Source organism: Nocardia panacis, assembly GCF_003598715.1.
GTDB classification, from domain to species: Bacteria; Actinomycetota; Actinomycetes; order Mycobacteriales; family Mycobacteriaceae; genus Nocardia; species Nocardia panacis.
The window spans coordinates 49,385-67,696 of the sequence record NZ_QZFU01000017.1 but is presented as its reverse complement, the minus strand read 5'-3'; the positions used below and the strand labels follow the sequence as shown (position 1 = coordinate 67,696).

Genomic DNA, 18,312 nt, shown 5'->3' with positions numbered 1-18,312 from the left:
TGGCCGGGTGACGACCGCCTCTGTCAATACCCAGTCCCTCGGCGAGCTCGACCCCGAACTCGCGGCCGCCATGGCGGGCGAGCTCGCCCGCGAACGCGACACCCTCGAGATGATCGCCTCGGAGAATTTCGTGCCGCGCGCGGTGCTCCAGGCGCAGGGCAGCGTGCTCACCAACAAGTACGCGGAGGGCTATCCGGGCCGCCGCTACTACGGCGGCTGCGAGCACGTCGATGTGGTCGAGACCCTCGCGCGCGACCGTGCCAAGTCGCTGTTCGGCGCCGAATTCGCCAATGTGCAGCCGCATTCGGGCGCGCAGGCCAACGCCGCCGTCCTGATGGCGCTCATGGATCCGGGCGAGCGGCTGCTCGGCCTGGACTTGGCCCACGGCGGCCACCTGACCCACGGCATGCGGCTCAACTTCTCCGGCAAGCTCTACGAGGTGCACTCCTACGGCGTGAGCAAGGAGGACCACCGCATCGACATGGAAGAGGTGCGCAAGACCGCCATCGCCGCCAAGCCGAAGGTCATCGTGGCGGGCTGGTCGGCCTACCCGCGCCACCAGGATTTCGCGGCCTTCCGCGAGATCGCCGACGAGGTCGGCGCGTACCTGTGGGTGGATATGGCGCACTTCGCCGGACTGGTCGCGGCCGGACTGCACCCCTCGCCGGTTCCCTACGCCGACGTGGTCTCCTCCACCGTGCACAAGACCCTCGGCGGCCCCCGCTCCGGCCTCATCCTGGCCAAGCAGGAGTTCGCCAAGAAGCTCAACAGTGCGGTCTTCCCCGGCCAGCAGGGTGGCCCGCTGATGCACGCCATCGCCGCCAAGGCCGTCGCGTTCAAGATCGCCGCGGGCGCGGAATTCCGCGACCGGCAGGAGCGCACCCTCTCCGGCGCCCGGATCCTGGCCGAGCGGCTCACCGCCGCCGATGTCAAGGACAAGGGCATCAGCGTGCTCACCGGCGGCACCGATGTGCACCTGGTCCTGGTCGACCTGCGCAACTCGGCCCTCGATGGCCAGCAGGGCGAGGATCTGCTGCACGAGATCGGCATCACGGTCAACCGCAATGCCGTTCCGTTCGACCCGCGCCCGCCGATGGTCACCTCCGGCCTGCGCATCGGCACCGCGGCCCTGGCCACCCGCGGCTTCGGCGATACCGAGTTCACCGAGGTCGCCGAGATCATTGCGAGCGCGCTCACCGGCGCCGTCGATGTCGAGGCACTGCGCGGCCGGGTCGCCAAGCTCGCCCAGAGCGTGCCGCTGTACCAGGGCCTCGAGGATTGGCACCTGCTCGGCTGAATATCCTGATCAGCCCGCACGTCGGGTTGGTTGCGCAACACCGGTGGCGTGTCCACCGTTAGGTGTGCAAACAATCAACTCGGTGTGCGGGACCGGATCCGCTCGCTGCGCACCTTCGCTCGACCTCGGGGGTCGGCATCCGCCGCCTCTCGCCATCGATGTGCGACGCAGAAAGGCGCGAAAGTTGATCCGACGATCGGTCTGGGCCGCGGTGACGGGTTTATCGGCGATCTTCGCCTCGGGACAGGCGCTGTCGAGTGCGCCCGCGACCGCCGAGGCAGCGGGCGGAATCTATGTGGCGCTCGGCGAATCGGGTGCGGCAGGCCCGTTCATCCCGAACCAGTTGGCGCCGCTGGGCTGCTTCCGCTCCGACCACAATTACGCCCACCTCACCGCGGCCGCGCTCGGCCTGACCCTGCGCGACGCCACCTGCTCCGGGGCGCGGATCGCCAATATGTACGCGCCGCAGCAGATTCCGTTCGACGGACCCGATACCCCGCAATTGGACACGCTTTCCGAGGACGTCTCGGTGGTCACCGTCGATATCGGGATCAACGACTACGTCTCCGATGGCTGGACCCGATCGGAGTTGGAGCCGAAATACGCCGCGCTGCTCGATGATATCCGTGCCCGCGCGCCCCACGCGACCATCTATGTGATGGGCAAGATCGAACGAATCCGCGCGGGCGGCTGCTTCCCTTCGGTGCCGCTGCCCCCGGACGACGCCGATCGGATCTATCAGGGGGTGCTGGACGTGAACGCTACGAGCGCGGCTCAGGCGGCCGCGCACGGCGCGATCTATGTCGACACGTATACGCCCTCCGTTGGTCTGGACGCCTGCGCGCCCGCGAATGTGCGCTGGGCCGAGGGCGTGATCCCGCAGGCGCCCGCACAACCGTTGCACGCCAACGCCGTTGGGTATGCGAACGAGGCACTGATCCTGGAGGCGACCATCCGCGCCCATGGATGAGAGAACCTAGCGATCCAGGCGGGCGCGAGCGCGGATGATCGACTCGTCCAGGTAGCGGCGGAGATCCGCGCTCGAGCCGGGGCGGATCATCAAGGCGCGGTTGGCCGGGACCTCGCAGTAGCGGCCGTTGGGCGTGTCGATCCAACGCAGCCTGCCGGTGCGGGTGGGCGACGCGTTGCGCGGGCCGACCAAGACCGTGACCATGCCCTTCGTCTGGCAGGGTTGCCGCCAGAAGCGGCGGTAGCGCGATTTGATCTCGGTGGCGGGGGCATTGCCCGTCGGGTCGGGGCGGTCGTCGGTGAGATCGTCGAGCAGGTAGCTCTTCTCGCTGCCGGCGCCCGCGGGCGGATCGGGGAGCAGTGCCACCAGTTCGGCGGTCAACTGCTCTATTCGGCAGCGGCGCAGGCGCACCGGGCCGCCGTCCGGTGCGGGCGACTGGTCGGCCAGGACCGCCGCGCCGCCGCGGACGGCGCAGCCGACGGCGCGGATCTCCGCACCGTCGCGGGTCTGATCGGTGCCGAAAAGTTCGATGCGCCAATCGGGTTTGGCCAGCACCTGGATGACGCGCCGCAGCGGTTCGCGTTCCACACGGGCCAACTCCAATTGGAATTGTCGCTGGAAGGCTTGATATTCGCGCAAACCGTGATGGCGGCTGGTGAACCGGAAGGGGAAGGGCATCCGGTCCGCGCCGGTGCCGAACCAGGCCGCGGCGAACTGCTCGGCCGACAGCGTCCATTGCGCTTTGATCGTCACCTCGGCGTGCCCTACTGGCCGAGTACAGGCGGCACGGTTTTGGCGGACTCGCCGAGCAACTCCTCGATATATTCCTCGCTGCGCAGGTATTCGGGCGATTTGTGCTCGCCGTCCCCTGCGCCGCGCCGACCCGCGCCGTGCGGCGCGAGGCCGGAATAGCCTGCGGGAGCGGATGTTCCCACGCGTGCGGGACCTGTCGATTGGGCATTGCCTGCGGCAGGCGCGGCGGACAGTGGTACGGCCGGACCCGGTCGCGGCACCGCGGAGGTGGGCGCGCCGGAACCTTCCGCGGCGTGCGGACCGGCGTGCGAAGCCGGGGTGAAGACGCTGTGCGGGGCCGCGGCGAAGGACGCGGGTGCGGTCTGCGTCGGCGGGGTGGACAGTGTCGTCGCCGCGAGTGGGACAGTGGCGGAATGTCCGGCGGGTGCGGTCCGTTCGCTCCAGATCGACTGCGGTGCAACGGAATTCTGACTCGTCGGCTTCGCCTCGGGTTTGCCCTGATGCTCCGGGGTGCCGTCGGAATTCTCGCCCTGCTGGAGTTTGCCGTCGGAGCCCGACTGCTCGCCGGTGGACTTCCCCTCCCCGTCGTGATCGCCTGCCTTGTCGGAATCCGCAGCTTTATCGTGATCCCCGGTCCTGTCGTGCTTGCCGGTCGTGTTGGGACCATCGGTGGTGCGCTCACCGCCACCGCCCGTTGTGTTCGGCGAACTCCTCGAATCCGTGCCCGGCACTGTAATAGGCGGTGCGGCAACGATATCCACGGGCGGCGGCAGTGTGGGCAGGGTGGGCGCGGCCGCGCTGTAGGGCTGTACGTAGTAGGTGCTCATATCGTCGCGAGCCTGCTGCTCCAGCTCATTGCGCGCCTCCGCGCCGCCACCGACGACCGGAGCGGGCACGGCCGCCTTGAATCGCGACGCCGCCGCGGCCACCGCCGTGAGTGGACCCTTCTGCTGCTCCAGCGCCTCGCCGAATTCGGCGATTCTCGCGACGAATTCGCGGATACGGCGCACCGCCGCATCGGCCGAGGCACCCTCCCAGTGCTGCTCCACCGCCCCCTTGACCGAGGTTTGGAACTGCTCGCCCGCATCGGTGACGGTGCGAGCCATGGCGGACCAGGCGTCGAGCGCGCTGTCGAGCGACTCCGGATTCATGGTTTGGGCCCCATCGTGAATCGCCCGGTGCGAAAAGCTGTGCACATTCTCGGGATCGGTGATCGCGCGACCGTCGGTCTGTCTCATGCGCGGGTTCCCGAGCTGTCTTGTGCACAGGTTCCGATGGCTCTCCCCATGCTGTGGCCCATCCTGCGCCCTTCCGTCAGTACCGCCCTGACCCCTTTGACGCGCACCGCTGCGTTCGGGTTCCATCGAAACACAGTCGGTGCGAGGGAACCAGGCGTCACTTCAAGGCAAGGGCCGGATAGTCGACCAACTCGATATTCTTGGACTTCGCCGCCATGCGCACCATCAGATCCATACCTTTGGAGCCGAGGAACCAGTTGCGGAATCGGATGCCCAGCGCGGTTTTCGGCGCGAAGAAGCGTCCGGCATTGCTGGAATCGGCGAGTTTGGTGTAGCCGAGCATGATCTCGTCGTAGCGGGCGAAGGCGGTGGTGTATTCGCCACCGGCCACGGCTAATTCGCCCGCCAGGATGTACGCGCCGACGATCGCGAGTCCGGTGCCGAAGCCGCCCAGGGTATTTCCGTAGCCCGCGTCGCCGACCAGGGCGATTCGGCCCCTGGTGTAGCTGCCCATCCGACGCACCTTGGCGATGGAATCCAGGTAGAAGTCGTCGAAGCCGTCGAGTTCGGCGAGCATGCCCGGCACCGGTCCGCCCATCCCGGCGAAGGTCCGCGCGACGATGCGGCGCTGGGCGTCGAGATCGTCACGGTCGTAGTCGAGTTCGGGCGCGGCGAAGATGTAGGTCTGCTGCGCTTTGGGTCCGCCGCTGATGGCCGCGCGGCCCGGTGCGTTGTAGCTCTGTGCGAGGACTCGCTGCGGTTCGCCCTCGGGGCGGTCCAGCCACGGGCTCGCTCCCGCGACGCAGTAGTAGTGCCCCAGGTGCCTGACGAACTCTCGCTCCGGTCCGAAGGCCAGCCGCCTTGTCCGCGAGTGGATTCCGTCCGCGCCGAAGACCAGGTCGAAGCGCCGCGGCGCGGCGTGCTCGAATTCCACCAGCACGCCGTCGGCGTCCTCGGTGAGCGCGGTGATGGTGTCGCCGAAGCGGTATTCGCAGTCGCCGCCGGTCTTCTCGTACATGATGCGGGCCAGGTCGCCGCGCAGGATCTCGACGTCGCCGCCGGTGAAATCGCCGGACATCAGGGCGAGTCGTCGATTGTCGTCGTCGACGAATTCGATATCGGTGGTGCCGGTGCGGTGCGCGTAGACCTGCTCCAGGATGCCCATCCGTCGCAGCACCTCGTGGTGGGTCGCGCCCGTGAAGTCGACGGCCTGGCCACCGCGCCGTAGTTCGGGTGCGCGTTCCACGACGGTCACCCGGAAGCCGTAGTGGTCGAGCCAGTAGGCCAGGGCGGGTCCGGCGATGCTCGCGCCGGAGATGAGAACGGTCTGATTGCGCACGGTCACTCCTCTATTCTGTGTCCATGGGAATCTGTTTCCGTCGGACACGAATTAGAGTATGGCGGACACAGTTAAACGTCAAGCGGGATTTGAAAGGATCGGACCATGCCGTCACCGACCGCCGCCGAACTGCTGTGGGGCCAGCCCGAGCGCCCCAAGCGCGGACCCAAGCCCGCCCTCACCGTGGCGGGGATCGTCGCCGAGGCGATCACCCTCGCCGACGCGGACGGTCTGGCCAACCTGTCCATGCAGCGCCTGGCCGAACGACTCGGCTTCACGAAGATGTCGCTGTACCGCTACGTGCCGGGCAAGGCCGAGTTGATCGCGCTGATGGTGGATATGGGGATGGGTGAGCCGCCGGATCTCGCGGCCGCGCACGCGGATTCGACGGCCGAACCCTGGCGCGGGGTGCTGCACCGCTGGGCCGAGGCAGTCTTCGACACCTTCGTCGCGCATCCGTGGGCACTCGAGGCCACGCTCGGCATCCGCCCGATCGGCCCCAACGAGACGGCATGGGCCGAGGTCGCGGTGCGCGCGCTCGCGGACACCGGCCTGACCGGTCCGGAGAAGTTGGACACCGTCGCTCTGCTCAGCGGGCACGTCAGGGGCTTGGTGCAGCAGGTCGGCGCGGCGGGTCGGGATCAGATGTCCGAGCGCGCCGACGGCCATTTGGCTCGGCTCACCTCCGCTGCGGGCGAGAGCTATCCGGCGCTCGCCGCCGCGCTGGCCGAGGAGGCCGCGGCGGCCTCCGGCGAAGGCGATGCCCTCCGCTTCGGCATCGAACGCATCCTCGACGGCTTGGGCGTGCTAATGGCCCGCCGCCGCTGACTCGGCGAGCCAGCGGCGCGTGGCGGCGATGGCGTCGCGGCCGATGTGATCGAGGAATCCGCTCGTCTGCCGCAGCCGCTCGCGCGCGATGGGCGCGCGCATCAGCCGAGCGCCGTCGCGGGCGCAGTCGGCCAGCGCGATGAGTTGCCGCGCGCTCTCCAAAGTGCTTCGGATCCAAGCGTTGTTGTCGATGAAGTAGCGTTCGCGGCGGCGTCCCGGCTCGCGTTCGCGGCCGATCAACTCCAAGGACTCCAGCAGGGTGACGGCCGCCGAGATGGTCGCCGGACTCACGGCGAGTCGGTGTGCCAACCCGGCTGCGGTCTCGCTGCCGGTCTCGCTGGTGTAGAGCGCCGCGAGCACCCGCGCGGCGGTCGGCGGCGTGCCGGAGGCGATGAGCAGCGTGGTGAAGCGCTGCGCGAATTCCGCTATCTCACTGTTGTTCTCGGTGTCCGAGGTGTCCGAGGTGTCCGAGGTGTCCGAGGTGGCGGTGGCGGCCGGGTTGCCGCGCCGCGCGCGTTGGCGCGTGGCCCGTTGCGCGCGCTCGGGGTGGTAGCGATTCGGACCGCCATTGCGGGTCACCTCGCGACTGACCGTCGAGGTCGGTCTGCCGAGTCGGCGCGCGAGTTCGGCATAGCCGAGGCCACGGGACAGGCCATCGGCGATCAACCGGCGATCCTCCAGCCTCAGCCTGCCACCCGGCATCGATATCTCCTGACCTCGTTTGGTGGAAGTATGCGTTCAGCCTCAGCTCATTGCAATACGCTCGCGCGAGAACTTGCGTTCGACGTCATTTCATTGCAATTTGAATTCGCTATCTAGCTGTAGCAATACTGCATTGATTCAAATTCGGCATTGATGGGCACCGTGAATGCAACGTAGCGTTTTTGATACCCCAAATGCTGATGCCGAGGATTGGTCATGATCGAATCGGGTCCCACCGAAATCCCAGTCACCCTGCCCACCGCGCGCCCCGAGGGTCGTCCCTTCGACCCACCCGCCGAGCTGGCCGCCCTGCGCGCCCGAACGCCATTGACCCCCATGCGCTTTCCGGACGGCCACCTCGGCTGGTTGGCCACCGGCCACGCGGAAGTCCGTGCGATCCTCGCCGATTCGCGCTTCAGCACGCGCTACGAGATCAGCCACTACGCACTGGCCGACACCGGCCCGATACCGCCCGCCCTCCCCGGCGATATGCTCGGCATCGACGCCCCCGCCCATACTCGCTATCGAAAACTGTTGGCGGGCAGCTTCACTGTGCGCCGGATGCGGCAGCTCACCGAGCGCATCGAACAGCACACCGCCCACCATCTCGACGCCATGGAAAGCGCGGGCGGCCCGGTCGATCTGGTCGAGGCATTCGCCAACCCCATTCCGGCACTGGTGATCTGTGAACTGCTCGGGGTGCCCGACGCGGACCGCGACGCCTTTCGCACCCGGATGGCCGTCGCGAACGAGATGGATCTCCCCATGGACGAGCGCATGGCGGCGTTCGCGGAGGGCCAGAACTATCTGCGCGAACTGGTCCGGGCCACACGTGCCGCGCCGACGGACGACCTGCTCGGCGAGTTGGCCATCAGCGATCTCACCGATGACGAACTCGCGGGCGTCGCCGCGCTGCTGCTGGGCGCGGGCCTGGAGACCACCGCGAACATGCTGGCACTGGGCACCTTCGCCCTGCTGACCCATCCGGACCAATTGGCCGCGCTGCGCGCCGATCCCGACATCATCGATCGGGCCGTGGAGGAATTGCTGCGCTATCTCACCATCACTCCCACCGGATCACGCACCGCGCTGGAGGATGTGCAGATCGGCGGCCGGGTGGTGCGCGCCGGTCAGACGGTGGCGCTGTCGATTCAGGCCGCCAATCGCGATCCGGCCCGCTTCGAGGATCCCGACACCCTCGATATCCGGCGCAGTGCCGTCGGCCACATCGGGTTCGGACACGGTATCCACCAGTGCCTCGGCCAGCAGTTGGCCAGGGTGGAACTGCGGGTTGCCCTGCCCGCCTTGCTGACTCGCTTTCCGAGTCTGCGCCTGGCGATCGCCCCGCAGGACGTGCCGCTGCGGCACGATATGGATATCTACGGGGTGCACCGGCTACCGGTGACGTGGTGAACGCCCCGAGAAGGAGAAGGCGATGAGAATCACAGTCGATCGAACCCGCTGCATCGGCTCGGGCATGTGCGCGCTCACCGTGCCGGAGGTCTTCGATCAGGACGAGGTCGAGGGCAAGGCGCTGGTGCTCGACCCGAATCCGGCGCCGGATCGGCACGGCCCGGTCCGCGAGGCCGAGATCACCTGCCCGGCCGCGGCGATCACCGTCGCGGACTGAATCGAAAGACGCGTCGCCGCAGCGTCGTTCAGGAGTGCTCGGCGAGGTATTCGAGATAGAAGGGCCGCAGCTGCTCGGCCAGTGCGCCGTCGCCCGCGTGGATGTAGTCGTCGAGCAGCGGCAGCACGTATTTGATATCCATCTCGCTCTCGCCGAGGTTCCCGGCCGCGACCTCGGCGGCGGGGATGCGGGTCAGCAACTGCCACAGGAACTTCACGTCGCCCCGGCGCACGGCCAGCTTGACCGCGCGGTCGTGCAGTTCCTTCGATGACAGCTGCTCCAATTGTTCCTTCTCGGCCATGCTCGCGACTCTATCCGGTCGCACTGTCGCTGGTTAACGAGATATTCACGGACACGCCTCCAGCGGCGTCTGCGCGGACCGGAATTCACCGGTAGCGTCGGGAGTGCGGGTCGCGTCGTTGTGGCTCGCACGGGAGGTCCTGACCGTTGACTGAGCGATTCAGTGCGAGGGGGCCGGCACCCGGCCCTCGTGGCATCTGACGACGCGTCGTCGGATCCCATCAGGACGGACCGGTCCAGCGAGATGGTTCGCACGGGTGCCGTGTGGACAAAAGGAGCCCACCGTGACTGCTGCACGCTCCGTTTCCGCTCCCTCGGCGAAATCCCGCACCGGCAAGAAGGGGAACGCCGCTGTCCCATTGGACAACAAGGGGGCCCGCCCCTCGCTCGATCATCTCGTGACCTTCGTCATCGACACCTCGGTGCTGCTGTCGGATCCCTGGGCGGTGACCAGGTTCGGCGAGCACCATGTGGTTTTGCCACTGGTGGTCATCGGTGAACTCGAAGGCAAACGGCATCACCACGAACTGGGTTGGTTCGCCAGGGAGGCATTGCGCCTGCTCGACGATCTGCGCCTGCAGTTCGGCCGTTTGGATCGTGAGGTGCCGATCGGCACCGAGGGCGGAACGCTGCAGGTGGAACTCAATCACACTGATCCGGAGGTGCTTCCGGTCGGGTTTCGCACCGACACCAATGATTCCCGCATCCTGGCCTGCGCGCTGAATCTGGCGGCCGAGGGCCGCGAGGTGGCGCTCGTGTCCAAGGACATTCCGCTGCGCGTCAAGGCGGGCGCGGTGGGCCTGCGGGCCGAGGAATACCACGCCCAGGATGTCGTCACCTCCGGCTGGTCGGGCATGGTCGAGCTCGATGTGAGCTCCGGACAGATCGATCAGCTCTATTCCGAGGGCGCGATCGAACTGGATATCGCGCGAGAACTGCCGTGCCACACCGGACTTCGGTTGCTCGGCAATGGCGCCAGCGCCCTGGGCCGGGTCACTCCCGACAAGCGGGTGCAGTTGGTGCGCGGCGAGCGCGAGGCGTTCGGGTTGCACGGGCGCTCGGCCGAGCAGCGGATCGCGTTGGATCTGCTGTTGGACGAGAGCGTCGGCATCGTCTCCCTCGGCGGTCGGGCGGGCACCGGTAAATCGGCGCTGGCGCTGACGGCCGGACTCGAGGCCGTGCTCGAGCGGCGCACCCAGCGCAAAGTGGTGGTGTTCCGGCCGCTGTACGCGGTCGGCGGCCAGGATCTGGGCTATCTGCCCGGTTCCGAGAGCGAGAAGATGGGGCCGTGGGCGCAGGCCGTCTTCGACACCCTCGACGGGCTGGCCAGTCGCGAGGTGCTGGAGGAGGTGCTCAGCCGTGACATGCTGGAGGTGTTGCCGCTCACCCATATTCGCGGGCGTTCGCTACACGACTCCTTCGTGATCGTGGACGAGGCGCAGTCGCTGGAGCGCAATGTGCTGCTCACTGTGTTGAGCAGGCTCGGGGCGGGTTCGCGGGTGGTGCTCACCCACGATGTGGCCCAGCGCGACAACCTGCGCGTCGGCAGGCACGACGGCGTGGCCGCGGTGATCGAAAAGCTCAAGGGGCACCCGCTTTTCGCGCATATCACGCTCACCCGCAGCGAGCGCTCGCCGATCGCGGCGCTGGTGACCGAGATGCTGGAGGAGTACGGCCCCAACGCCTGATCCGAATTCGCCCGGCCCGGCTAACGGTCAGGGTGTGTTTCCTCTCACATGACAGCGGGTAGGATCCGCCGAGATACCAGTTGGCGGCGACCCGGCGAGTCGATTGTTCGATTCGCCGGGTCGTTGCCGAGTGCCGGCTAGGCTACCTGCGGCGGGGGCACGGGTAGCCACTTTCGAGAGGATGGAAATGCACCACGCTCTTCGATCGGCTGGAACCATCACCGCGCTGGCCGCGGCGGCGCTGCTGCTGATCTCCGGTTGCAGCAAGAACGACAACAAGGACAACAATTCCGCGGCGTCGGTGACCTCCACGATCGCCACCTCCTCGGCCGGGCCTGCCGAGGGGACCTCCGGCCCGGTCGAGGAGACCAAGATCGCCACCCAGGGCGGCGAGATCGCCGTCTCCGGCGCCATTTACGAGAAGTACGTGACGGCAGGCGGTCCGAACGGCACCCTCGGTCTGCCCGTCAAGGCCGCCGAGGCCGGGCCGAACGAAGGCAAGTGGCAGGACTTCGTGGGCGGGGCCATCGTGTGGAGCAAGGACACCGGCGCGCATATCGTCTGGGGCGAGATCCGCAAGGCGTGGGAGGACAACGGCGGTCCCGCAGGTAAATTCGGCTATCCGACCACCGACGAGAAGGATGTCTCCGGCGGTAAGCAGAGTGATTTCACCGGCGGCTCGATCACCTGGATCGACGGTCAGACCGCGCTGCACCCCAATTCCTGACGGGATCGGCGTCCGGGGTTGGCACACAACCGATTCCGGACGCCGCCCCACTTCCCATCCGCAATTGCCCGCGCGGCGGGCCCAGCAGCTAGGTTGTGTGAGTGCAAAATCTCTTGACCGATCGTGAGTTGCTCGAAGCGCTCGCGGACGAGGTGGACCAGAACCTGCGCAGGCATGTCGGGATCGCCGACGGTTGGCAGCCGCACGAGTACGTGCCCTGGGACGACGGGCGCAATTTCGCGTTCCTCGGCGGCACCGACTGGGAGCCCGCCCAGTCCGAGCTGAGCGCCACGGCCAAGCTGGCGCTGACGGTGAGCGTGCTCATCGCCGACAACCTGCCCTCCTATCACCGCGAGATCGGCAAGCATCTGCGCACCGGCGCGTGGTGGCGCTGGGTCGGACGCTGGACGGCCGAGGAGAACCGGCACGAGATCATGATCCGCAACTACCTCATGGTCACCAGGTCGGTGGACCCGGTGGAACTCGAGCGGTTGCGGATGGCCCATATGACCGAGGGCTTCCGTCGTCCGGCCATGCCTCTGCTCGACGTGCTCGTCGAGTTGACGCTGGAGGAGACGGCCTCGGCGATCCGGCACCGCAATACCGCGGCGCTGGGGGAGAACCCGATGGTCACCGCCCTGTCCGAGCGGATCGCCGCCGATGACGAACTCCAGGCGGAGTTCTTCGCCAATATCGTCGCCGTCGGACTCGAACAGGCCCCGGATCAGGGGATGCGCGCCATCGCCGACCGGATCGCCGGGTTCAAGGTTCCCACCGTGGCACTGCCCGATGGCCGCAGCAGTGACGAGGTGCTGGCCGAGGCGGGCATCTACGACCGGTCGCGCGAGGACGAGTTGGTATTCGGCCCGCTGCTGCGCCGGTGGGAATTCTTTACCCGCACCGATTGCGGTGCGCAGGGCGAGCAGGCGCGCGCCGAATTGGCGCATCTGCGCGGCTGAACGAAAACCCGATGTCGTTGGCGGCGTCGGGTTCTCGTAATCGTAGTGATAATTTCTTACCTCTTATCGGTTTCGCGTCATTTCGTGAAACGGGTCACCCGCGACCTGCGATTAGCAGATGTCCGTGTTCTGCGGGACATCCGTCATACGCGGAACCTGATGAAAGGAAGAATCCATGTTGCTTCTTGCACTGGCCGCGGGCGCTGTAGTGGCGACCATAGTCGTGGCAGCAGTCTTGATCGGTCTGGCCATTCTGATCTGATCATCGCGAAGTGCGCGGATTCCGAGGACGGGGTCCGCGCATCCAGGTGCCGGGGACCCCACCCCCGCACACTCCACGAGAAGAGAACGCCACCGACGACAACCATCCGGTCCTCAGAGGTGGCGTTCGGTATTTCGGAGTCCTATTTCTCGAGATTGGTCATGGACAAGACGTCCAGACGGCGATCCAGTTCCTCCAGCGTGAGTTTCTCGTCGATCAGACCGCGATCGATCACCGTCTGACGAATCGTCTTCTTCTCCTTCAATGCCTCCTTGGCCACCGCGGCGGCCTCCTCATAGCCGATGGCCGAATTCAACGGCGTCACAATGGAAGGCGAGGATTCGGCGAGGGTGCGCAGATGCGCCGCATCGGCCACCAATCCGGCCACGCACCGATCGGCGAACAGTCGGGACACATTGGCCAGCAGGCGAATCGACTCGAGCAGATTGCGCGCCATCACCGGGATGTAGACATTCAATTCGAACGCGCCGCTCGCACCGGAGAAGGCGACGACCGCGTCATTGCCGATCACCTGCGCCGCCACCTGGGTAACCGCCTCCGGCAGCACCGGATTCACCTTGCCCGGCATGATCGAACTGCCCGGCTGCAGATCCGGCAGTTGGATCTCGCCCAGGCCGGTCAGCGGACCCGAACCCATCCAGCGAATGTCATTGGCGATCTTGGTCAGGCTGACCGCGACGGTGCGCAGCGCGCCCGACGCCTCCACCAGACCGTCGCGCGCGGCCTGCGCCTCGAAATGATCCTTGGCCTCCGACAGCGCGTCCAGTCCGGTCGCCGCCACCAGCTCCGCCACCACCCGCGTGCCGAATCCGGCCGGGGCGTTGAGGCCGGTGCCGACCGCCGTGCCGCCGATCGGCAGCTCACCGAGCCGGGGCAGCGCCGCCATGATCCGCTCGATACCCGCCGCGATCTGGCGGGTATAGCCGCCGAACTCCTGACCCAGCGTCACCGGAACCGCGTCCATCAAATGGGTGCGACCCGACTTGACCACCGTGCGCCACTCGGTGGACTTGTCCAGCAGCGCCAGCCGCAGATGATCCAGCGCGGGAATCAGGTCGCGCACCGCCGCCTCGGTCGCGGCCAGATGGGTGGCGGTCGGGAAGGTGTCATTGGACGACTGCGACATATTGACGTCGTCATTGGGGTGCACCGCCACGCCGTTGGCCTTGGCGATCGAGGCGATCACCTCGTTGGCGTTCATATTCGAACTGGTGCCCGACCCGGTCTGGAAGACATCGATCGGGAATTGATCGTCGTGGCGACCCTCGGCGATCTCGCCCGCCGCGGCGATGATCGCCTCCGCCTTCATCGGATCCAGCAGGCCCAGGTCGCGATTCACCCGAGCGCACGCGGCCTTCAACAGGCCGAGCGCGCGGATCTGCGCCCGCTCCAGACCCCGGCCGGAGATCGGGAAATTCTCCACGGCGCGCTGGGTCTGCGCCCGCCAGAGCGCGTCGACCGGGACTCGGACCTCACCCATGGTGTCGTGCTCGATGCGGTACTGCTTGTCCTCAGTGGTCATAATTCGACCCTATGCCCGCGGGAATCAGTGCGGGGCAGACACCTCTGAGGTAATGCCCACAGCGCGCTCCGGGCCGGGGCGCGGCATGCGCACCCCGGCCCGGAGCGATGTCGATTGGCGCGAAAGATCAAGCGCCGCTTGGCATCATGGCATCGGAGGCACCGCGTGCTCATCGCCGTGGAAATCCACCGAGGAGTATTCGCGCAGCTTGGTCAGGCGATGGTAGGCGTCGATCATGCGCACGGTGCCGGATTTGGAACGCATGACGATGGACTGGGTGGACGCGCCGCCACCGTAGTAGCGCACGCCGCGCAGCAGGTCGCCGTCGGTGACACCAGTGGCGCAGAAGAAGACATTGTCGCCCGCCACCAGATCCTCGGTGGTGAGGATGCGATCCAGATCGTGGCCCGCGTCGATGGCCTTCTGCCGCTCGGCATCGTCCTTCGGAGCCAGTCGGGCCTGCAGCGCGCCACCCATACAGCGCATCGCGGCGGCCGCGATAATGCCCTCCGGGGTGCCGCCGATACCGACCAGCAGGTCGGTGCCGGAATCGGGGCGGGCGGCCGCGATCGCGCCCGCCACATCGCCATCGGAAATGAGCCGGATACGGGCGCCCGCGTCGCGCACCTGCTGGATCAGCTCGGCGTGGCGGGGACGGTCGAGAATGCAGACGGTGAGATCGGACACCGAGGAGTTCTTGACCTTGGCCACCCGGCGAATGTTCTCCCCGATCGGGACCGACAGGTCGATCACCTCGGCGGCGTCGGGACCCACGGCGATCTTCTCCATATAGAAGACGGCCGACGGGTCGAACATCGCGCCGCGCTCGGCTACCGCCAAGACCGCGATCGCGCCGGGCGAACCCTTCGACATCAGGGTGGTGCCGTCGATCGGGTCGACCGCGAAATCCACCTCGGGACCGGTGCCGTCACCCACCAGCTCCCCGTTGTAGAGCATCGGGGCCTCGTCCTTCTCGCCCTCGCCGATCACCACGATGCCGCGCATGGAGACCGAGCTGACGAGCTGGCGCATGGCGTCGACGGCCGCGCCGTCGCCGCCCTCCTTGTCGCCGCGGCCGACCCAGCGCCCGGCGGCCATGGCGCCCGCCTCGGTGACCCGGACGAGTTCGAGGGCGAGGTTGCGGTCCGGCGCCTCGCGGCGGCTGGGTGTCGGGGAAGTTGCCGTCATTGCGGGGTGCCTCCTGTGCGTCGATGTACCGGCACGATTGTCTCATTCAGCCGTATGATTCCCCGCACTCCGGACGGGTGATGGGTAGCACCCCTGAGCCGGGGCGGGCAGCACCCGGTGGATACTTGGGGGCGTGTCACAGAAGCCGCGCATCCTCAACGACTACAAGGACCTGTTCTGGTCGCTGATCCCGTTGGTGCTGCTCGCGGTGGTCTTCGCCGGGCTGGCCAGCCAGTGCAGCTTCGCCGCCAATGGCCCCACCCAGGGCAGGATCCCGCACTTCGACGTCACCGCCGCGCTGCGCGAGGACGCGCGCACCCTGCACTTCCCGATCCGCAATCCGGCCGTACCGCAGGACTGGCAGCCCAATTCCGGCAGGCGCGACACCATCACCGGTCCGGGCGGCGGCCCGCTCACCACGGTCGGCTACATCACCCCGCAGGGCAACTACATGCAGGTGACCCAGACAAGCGGCGCCGAACCGGCGCTGGCCCGGCACCTGCTCGACGGCCGCTACGGGGGCGGGAGTCAGCAGATCGGCGAGCAGAAGTGGGTCGTCTACGCGGAAAAGGGTGAGGAGACGGCGTGGATCGCCGATTTCGGGCAGGCCAGGGTGTTGATCAAGGGCGCGGGCAGCGACGCCGACTTCCGCACTTTGGCGCAGGCCGTGACCTCGGCCCAACCGGTGCGGCCCTGATCGCCCGGTAGGGGTTTACTCCGACGGCTCGGCGCTGCCGTGTCCACGCGAGATGGCATCCTCCACGCGTCTACGCGCACCGGCCAGATGCTCCTCGCAGCGGTTGGCCAGCGCCTCGCCCCGCTCCCACAGCGTCAGCGAATCGTCCAGGTCCAGGCCGCCCTGCTCCAGCATCTTCACGACATTGACCAGTTCGTCGCGCGCGCGTTCGTAGCCGAAGGCGGCGATCTCGGCCAGTTCGTCCTCGGCTGGGGTGCCGGGTTCGGCCACGTCAATTCCTTTCTGTCTGCGGTCCAAGGGCTTTCGCACCCAGGGCGGCTGCGGTGATCGCACCGTCGGCCACTCGAATACGGAGCTGACTGCCTGCGGGGGCCTCTTCGATCGAGCGCACGACGTGCCGCTCTTTCCCCATCACAAGCTGGACGACAGCGTAACCGCGCGCCATGGTCGCGGCCGGACCGACGGCGGTCAACTTCTCGCGCAGGTGCTGGGCGGCGGTGGACTCGGTGCGAATGAGATGTTGCGCACTGCGTCGCGCCGCGGTGCGCAACCGCTCGACCTCCTCGGCGCGCCGGTCGATCTCGCGCAGCGGGTGCGCCAGCACCGGACGTGAACGCAGTTGGGTCAGGGTGCGCGCCTCCCGATCCACCCAGCCGCGCAACGCCGCGGCGGCGCGGGCGCGCAGTTCGCGCACGGCGGCGGCTTCGGCGGCGGCATCCGGGACGATGCGCTTGGCGGCGTCGGTGGGGGTGGCCGCGCGCACGTCGGCGACCAGATCGCACAGCGGGGCATCGGGTTCGTGGCCGATGGCGCTGACAATGGGGGTGGTGGCCGCGACGATGGCGCGGCACAGCGCCTCATCGGAGAATGGCAGCAGATCCTCGACGCTGCCGCCGCCGCGCGCCAGCACGATGACCTCGACGGTCGGGTCGCGGTTCAGCTCGGCCAGCGCCGAGAGGATTTGCGGTACGGCGGACGCGCCCTGCACGGCCACATTCCGGATCTCGAAATGGACCGCGGGCCAACGGGTCTTCGCCACGGTCAACACATCGCGCTCGGCCGCCGACGCGCGTCCGGTGATCAACCCGACGGTCTTGGGCAGAAAGGGAATTGGCCGCTTCAGCCGAGGATCGAACAGACCCTCCGCGCCCAGCAGCGCCTTCAAACGTTCGATGCGAACCAGCAGCTCGCCGACGCCGACCGGGCGGATCTCGGTGACCCGCAGCGATAGCGTGCCCCGACCGGTGAAATAGGTGAGCTTGCCGTACACGACGACCCGGCTGCCCTCTTGCAGCGGCACCGTCGCCCGGCGCAGCAGCTCCGGATCGCAGGTCACCGACAGCGACATATCCGCCGAGGGATCGCGCAGCACCAGGAAGGCGGTGCGGGTGCCGGGACGAATATTGATCTGGGTGATCTGACCCTCGACCCAGATACTGCCGAGCCGATCGATCCACTGCATGACCTTGATGGCCACCGAACGCACCGGCCACGGCTGCTCGGGGGAGTTGGCGCGATCGGGCTCCGCGCCGCTCACTGCGCCCGCACGGTGGCGATCCGGTTGGTGAGCATGGTGATGAACGGCGCGCGGGCGCTGGTCCGCTGCTCGTAGTCGAGCAGGGCGTCGAGTTCCTCGACGGTCAGCATGCGCAGGCGGGCGCGCAGCTGGGCCAGGGTCATCTTCGGGTAGTCGTACCTGGTCGCGACCTCGGGTTCGACGACTTCCGCTGCGGCGCTTGGGGTTTCCTCGATAGGCGCCGCGGTGTCGGTGGGCGCGCCGTGGCCGTTGCCATTGGCGGCGGGCGGCTCGGCGACGGTATAGCGGTCGAACCGGCTGATCCGGGCCGCCGGGGTCGGATCCTCCTCGGGCAGGTCCTCGTCGAAGGTGGCCCATTCCGGCTGCTCGGCGGGCGCGCCGCCCAGCCGCTCGAAGACGGCATCGCCCTTGAGCGCCAGACTCGTCACGAACTGCTGTACGTGCATGGAGGTCTGCAGCAGTTGACTGATCGCCGTGACCGGGAAATTCATTGCGGCCGTTGGTAACCGGCGGGTTTCTTCCAGGGCGTACACGGCGGCGCCCGCCGCGACCCGTGCCAGGAACGGAGGTCGGAACATGGTCATAGCCTGCCCGAAATGGTCTGCTATGCAAAGACTGCCCCACGGGTGCGGCCCGCGCGCGTCGGAAGATTCT

Annotated in this window: 19 protein-coding genes; 9 read left to right on the top strand and 10 right to left on the bottom strand. The window is 67.6% G+C overall.

What is annotated here, in order from left to right:
• The first annotated feature begins 7 nt into the window (after positions 1-7).
• Positions 8-1,297 carry a serine hydroxymethyltransferase gene (gene glyA / locus D5S18_RS13655; RefSeq protein WP_120040867.1) on the top strand — a complete coding sequence of 430 codons (1,290 nt, stop codon included), beginning with the start codon at positions 8-10 and terminating at the stop codon, positions 1,295-1,297.
• A 184-nt stretch (positions 1,298-1,481) separates the two neighbouring features.
• The gene (locus D5S18_RS13650) at positions 1,482-2,267 is read left to right on the top strand and encodes an SGNH/GDSL hydrolase family protein (protein ID WP_203236721.1); all 786 of its coding nucleotides are present in this window, start codon (positions 1,482-1,484) and stop codon (positions 2,265-2,267) included.
• A gap of 6 nt (positions 2,268-2,273) precedes the next feature.
• Here the strand turns inward: D5S18_RS13650 and D5S18_RS34855 are convergent, their stop codons facing one another.
• The 3 genes from D5S18_RS34855 to D5S18_RS13635 all read right to left on the bottom strand — a co-directional run bounded on the left by D5S18_RS34855 (position 2,274) and on the right by D5S18_RS13635 (position 5,603).
• Entirely contained in the window at positions 2,274-3,020 is a 747-nt protein-coding gene (locus D5S18_RS34855) for an ESX secretion-associated protein EspG (protein ID WP_158607864.1), read from the bottom strand.
• Positions 3,021-3,031: 11 nt separating this feature from the next.
• Positions 3,032-4,258: a WXG100 family type VII secretion target gene (locus tag D5S18_RS13640; RefSeq protein ID WP_158607863.1), complete on the bottom strand. Its 1,227-nt coding sequence runs from the start codon at positions 4,256-4,258 to the stop codon at positions 3,032-3,034.
• Positions 4,259-4,415: 157 nt separating this feature from the next.
• The gene (locus tag D5S18_RS13635) at positions 4,416-5,603 is read right to left on the bottom strand and encodes an FAD-dependent monooxygenase (protein ID WP_239003750.1); all 1,188 of its coding nucleotides are present in this window, start codon (positions 5,601-5,603) and stop codon (positions 4,416-4,418) included.
• A gap of 99 nt (positions 5,604-5,702) precedes the next feature.
• Between D5S18_RS13635 and D5S18_RS13630 the strand changes: the two genes are divergently transcribed.
• Positions 5,703-6,425 carry a TetR/AcrR family transcriptional regulator gene (locus tag D5S18_RS13630; protein WP_120040857.1) on the top strand — a complete coding sequence of 241 codons (723 nt, stop codon included), beginning with the start codon at positions 5,703-5,705 and terminating at the stop codon, positions 6,423-6,425.
• On the opposite strand, the gene D5S18_RS13625 is transcribed toward D5S18_RS13630, so the two are convergent.
• Positions 6,405-7,127 (bottom strand): helix-turn-helix domain-containing protein, encoded by a 723-nt coding sequence (locus D5S18_RS13625; RefSeq protein ID WP_120040855.1) that lies wholly within the window; start codon positions 7,125-7,127, stop codon positions 6,405-6,407. The genes D5S18_RS13630 and D5S18_RS13625 overlap by 21 nt on opposite strands.
• 216 nt (positions 7,128-7,343) lie before the next feature.
• On the opposite strand from D5S18_RS13625, the gene D5S18_RS13620 reads away from it, so the two are divergent.
• Both D5S18_RS13620 and D5S18_RS13615 read left to right on the top strand, forming a co-directional pair.
• Positions 7,344-8,540 (top strand): cytochrome P450, encoded by a 1,197-nt coding sequence (locus tag D5S18_RS13620; protein ID WP_120040853.1) that lies wholly within the window; start codon positions 7,344-7,346, stop codon positions 8,538-8,540.
• A 22-nt stretch (positions 8,541-8,562) separates the two neighbouring features.
• Positions 8,563-8,757 (top strand): ferredoxin, encoded by a 195-nt coding sequence (locus tag D5S18_RS13615; protein WP_120040850.1) that lies wholly within the window; start codon positions 8,563-8,565, stop codon positions 8,755-8,757.
• 28 nt (positions 8,758-8,785) lie between these two features.
• On the opposite strand, the gene D5S18_RS13610 is transcribed toward D5S18_RS13615, so the two are convergent.
• Complete coding sequence (locus tag D5S18_RS13610; RefSeq protein WP_120040848.1) at positions 8,786-9,058, bottom strand: hypothetical protein; 273 nt, start codon at positions 9,056-9,058, stop codon at positions 8,786-8,788.
• Positions 9,059-9,416: 358 nt separating this feature from the next.
• Here D5S18_RS13610 and phoH2 point away from each other — a divergent pair, with 358 nt between their 5' ends.
• From phoH2 to D5S18_RS13595, 3 genes are all read left to right on the top strand, one after another.
• Positions 9,417-10,745, top strand: coding sequence for an RNA 5'-3' helicase PhoH2 (gene phoH2, locus D5S18_RS13605; RefSeq protein ID WP_439651120.1), 1,329 nt, complete (start codon positions 9,417-9,419; stop codon positions 10,743-10,745).
• A gap of 187 nt (positions 10,746-10,932) precedes the next feature.
• Complete coding sequence (locus tag D5S18_RS13600; protein ID WP_120041024.1) at positions 10,933-11,472, top strand: LGFP repeat-containing protein; 540 nt, start codon at positions 10,933-10,935, stop codon at positions 11,470-11,472.
• 101 nt (positions 11,473-11,573) lie between these two features.
• Entirely contained in the window at positions 11,574-12,431 is an 858-nt protein-coding gene (locus D5S18_RS13595; RefSeq protein ID WP_120040844.1) for an acyl-ACP desaturase, read from the top strand.
• A gap of 404 nt (positions 12,432-12,835) precedes the next feature.
• Here D5S18_RS13595 and D5S18_RS13590 read toward each other — a convergent pair whose 3' ends face one another.
• Complete coding sequence (locus tag D5S18_RS13590; protein WP_120040842.1) at positions 12,836-14,236, bottom strand: class II fumarate hydratase; 1,401 nt, start codon at positions 14,234-14,236, stop codon at positions 12,836-12,838.
• Between the two features lie 144 nt (positions 14,237-14,380).
• Entirely contained in the window at positions 14,381-15,424 is a 1,044-nt protein-coding gene (gene glpX / locus D5S18_RS13585) for a class II fructose-bisphosphatase (protein WP_120040840.1), read from the bottom strand.
• A gap of 133 nt (positions 15,425-15,557) precedes the next feature.
• On the opposite strand from glpX, the gene D5S18_RS13580 reads away from it, so the two are divergent.
• Positions 15,558-16,121 (top strand): DUF4245 domain-containing protein, encoded by a 564-nt coding sequence (locus D5S18_RS13580; protein WP_120040838.1) that lies wholly within the window; start codon positions 15,558-15,560, stop codon positions 16,119-16,121.
• A 15-nt stretch (positions 16,122-16,136) separates the two neighbouring features.
• Here D5S18_RS13580 and D5S18_RS13575 read toward each other — a convergent pair whose 3' ends face one another.
• Genes D5S18_RS13575 through D5S18_RS13565 form a run of 3 tightly spaced genes read right to left on the bottom strand, consistent with a single transcriptional unit; the run spans position 16,137 to position 18,236 of the window.
• Positions 16,137-16,391 carry an exodeoxyribonuclease VII small subunit gene (locus D5S18_RS13575; RefSeq protein ID WP_120040836.1) on the bottom strand — a complete coding sequence of 85 codons (255 nt, stop codon included), beginning with the start codon at positions 16,389-16,391 and terminating at the stop codon, positions 16,137-16,139.
• 1 nt (position 16,392) lies between these two features.
• A complete protein-coding gene (gene xseA / locus D5S18_RS13570; protein ID WP_120040834.1) occupies positions 16,393-17,658 on the bottom strand; it encodes an exodeoxyribonuclease VII large subunit in 1,266 nt (421 codons plus the stop codon).
• Complete coding sequence (locus D5S18_RS13565) at positions 17,655-18,236, bottom strand: lipid droplet-associated protein (protein WP_120041022.1); 582 nt, start codon at positions 18,234-18,236, stop codon at positions 17,655-17,657. Before D5S18_RS13565 ends, xseA begins: the two co-directional genes overlap by 4 nt.
• Positions 18,237-18,312: the final 76 nt, after the last annotated feature.

Bases quoted from the DNA above. Each gene is read 5' to 3' on its own strand.
- D5S18_RS13640 (WP_158607863.1), bottom strand. From the start codon at position 4,258: ATGAGACAGACCGACGGTCGCGCGATCACCGATCCCGAGAATGTGCAC.
- D5S18_RS13630 (WP_120040857.1), top strand. From the start codon at position 5,703: ATGCCGTCACCGACCGCCGCCGAACTGCTGTGGGGCCAGCCCGAGCGC.
- D5S18_RS13625 (WP_120040855.1), bottom strand. From the start codon at position 7,127: ATGCCGGGTGGCAGGCTGAGGCTGGAGGATCGCCGGTTGATCGCCGAT.
- D5S18_RS13620 (WP_120040853.1), top strand. From the start codon at position 7,344: ATGATCGAATCGGGTCCCACCGAAATCCCAGTCACCCTGCCCACCGCG.
- D5S18_RS13615 (WP_120040850.1), top strand. From the start codon at position 8,563: ATGAGAATCACAGTCGATCGAACCCGCTGCATCGGCTCGGGCATGTGC.
- D5S18_RS13610 (WP_120040848.1), bottom strand. From the start codon at position 9,058: ATGGCCGAGAAGGAACAATTGGAGCAGCTGTCATCGAAGGAACTGCAC.
- D5S18_RS13600 (WP_120041024.1), top strand. From the start codon at position 10,933: ATGCACCACGCTCTTCGATCGGCTGGAACCATCACCGCGCTGGCCGCG.
- D5S18_RS13590 (WP_120040842.1), bottom strand. From the start codon at position 14,236: ATGACCACTGAGGACAAGCAGTACCGCATCGAGCACGACACCATGGGT.
- glpX (WP_120040840.1), bottom strand. From the start codon at position 15,424: ATGACGGCAACTTCCCCGACACCCAGCCGCCGCGAGGCGCCGGACCGC.
- D5S18_RS13565 (WP_120041022.1), bottom strand. From the start codon at position 18,236: ATGTTCCGACCTCCGTTCCTGGCACGGGTCGCGGCGGGCGCCGCCGTG.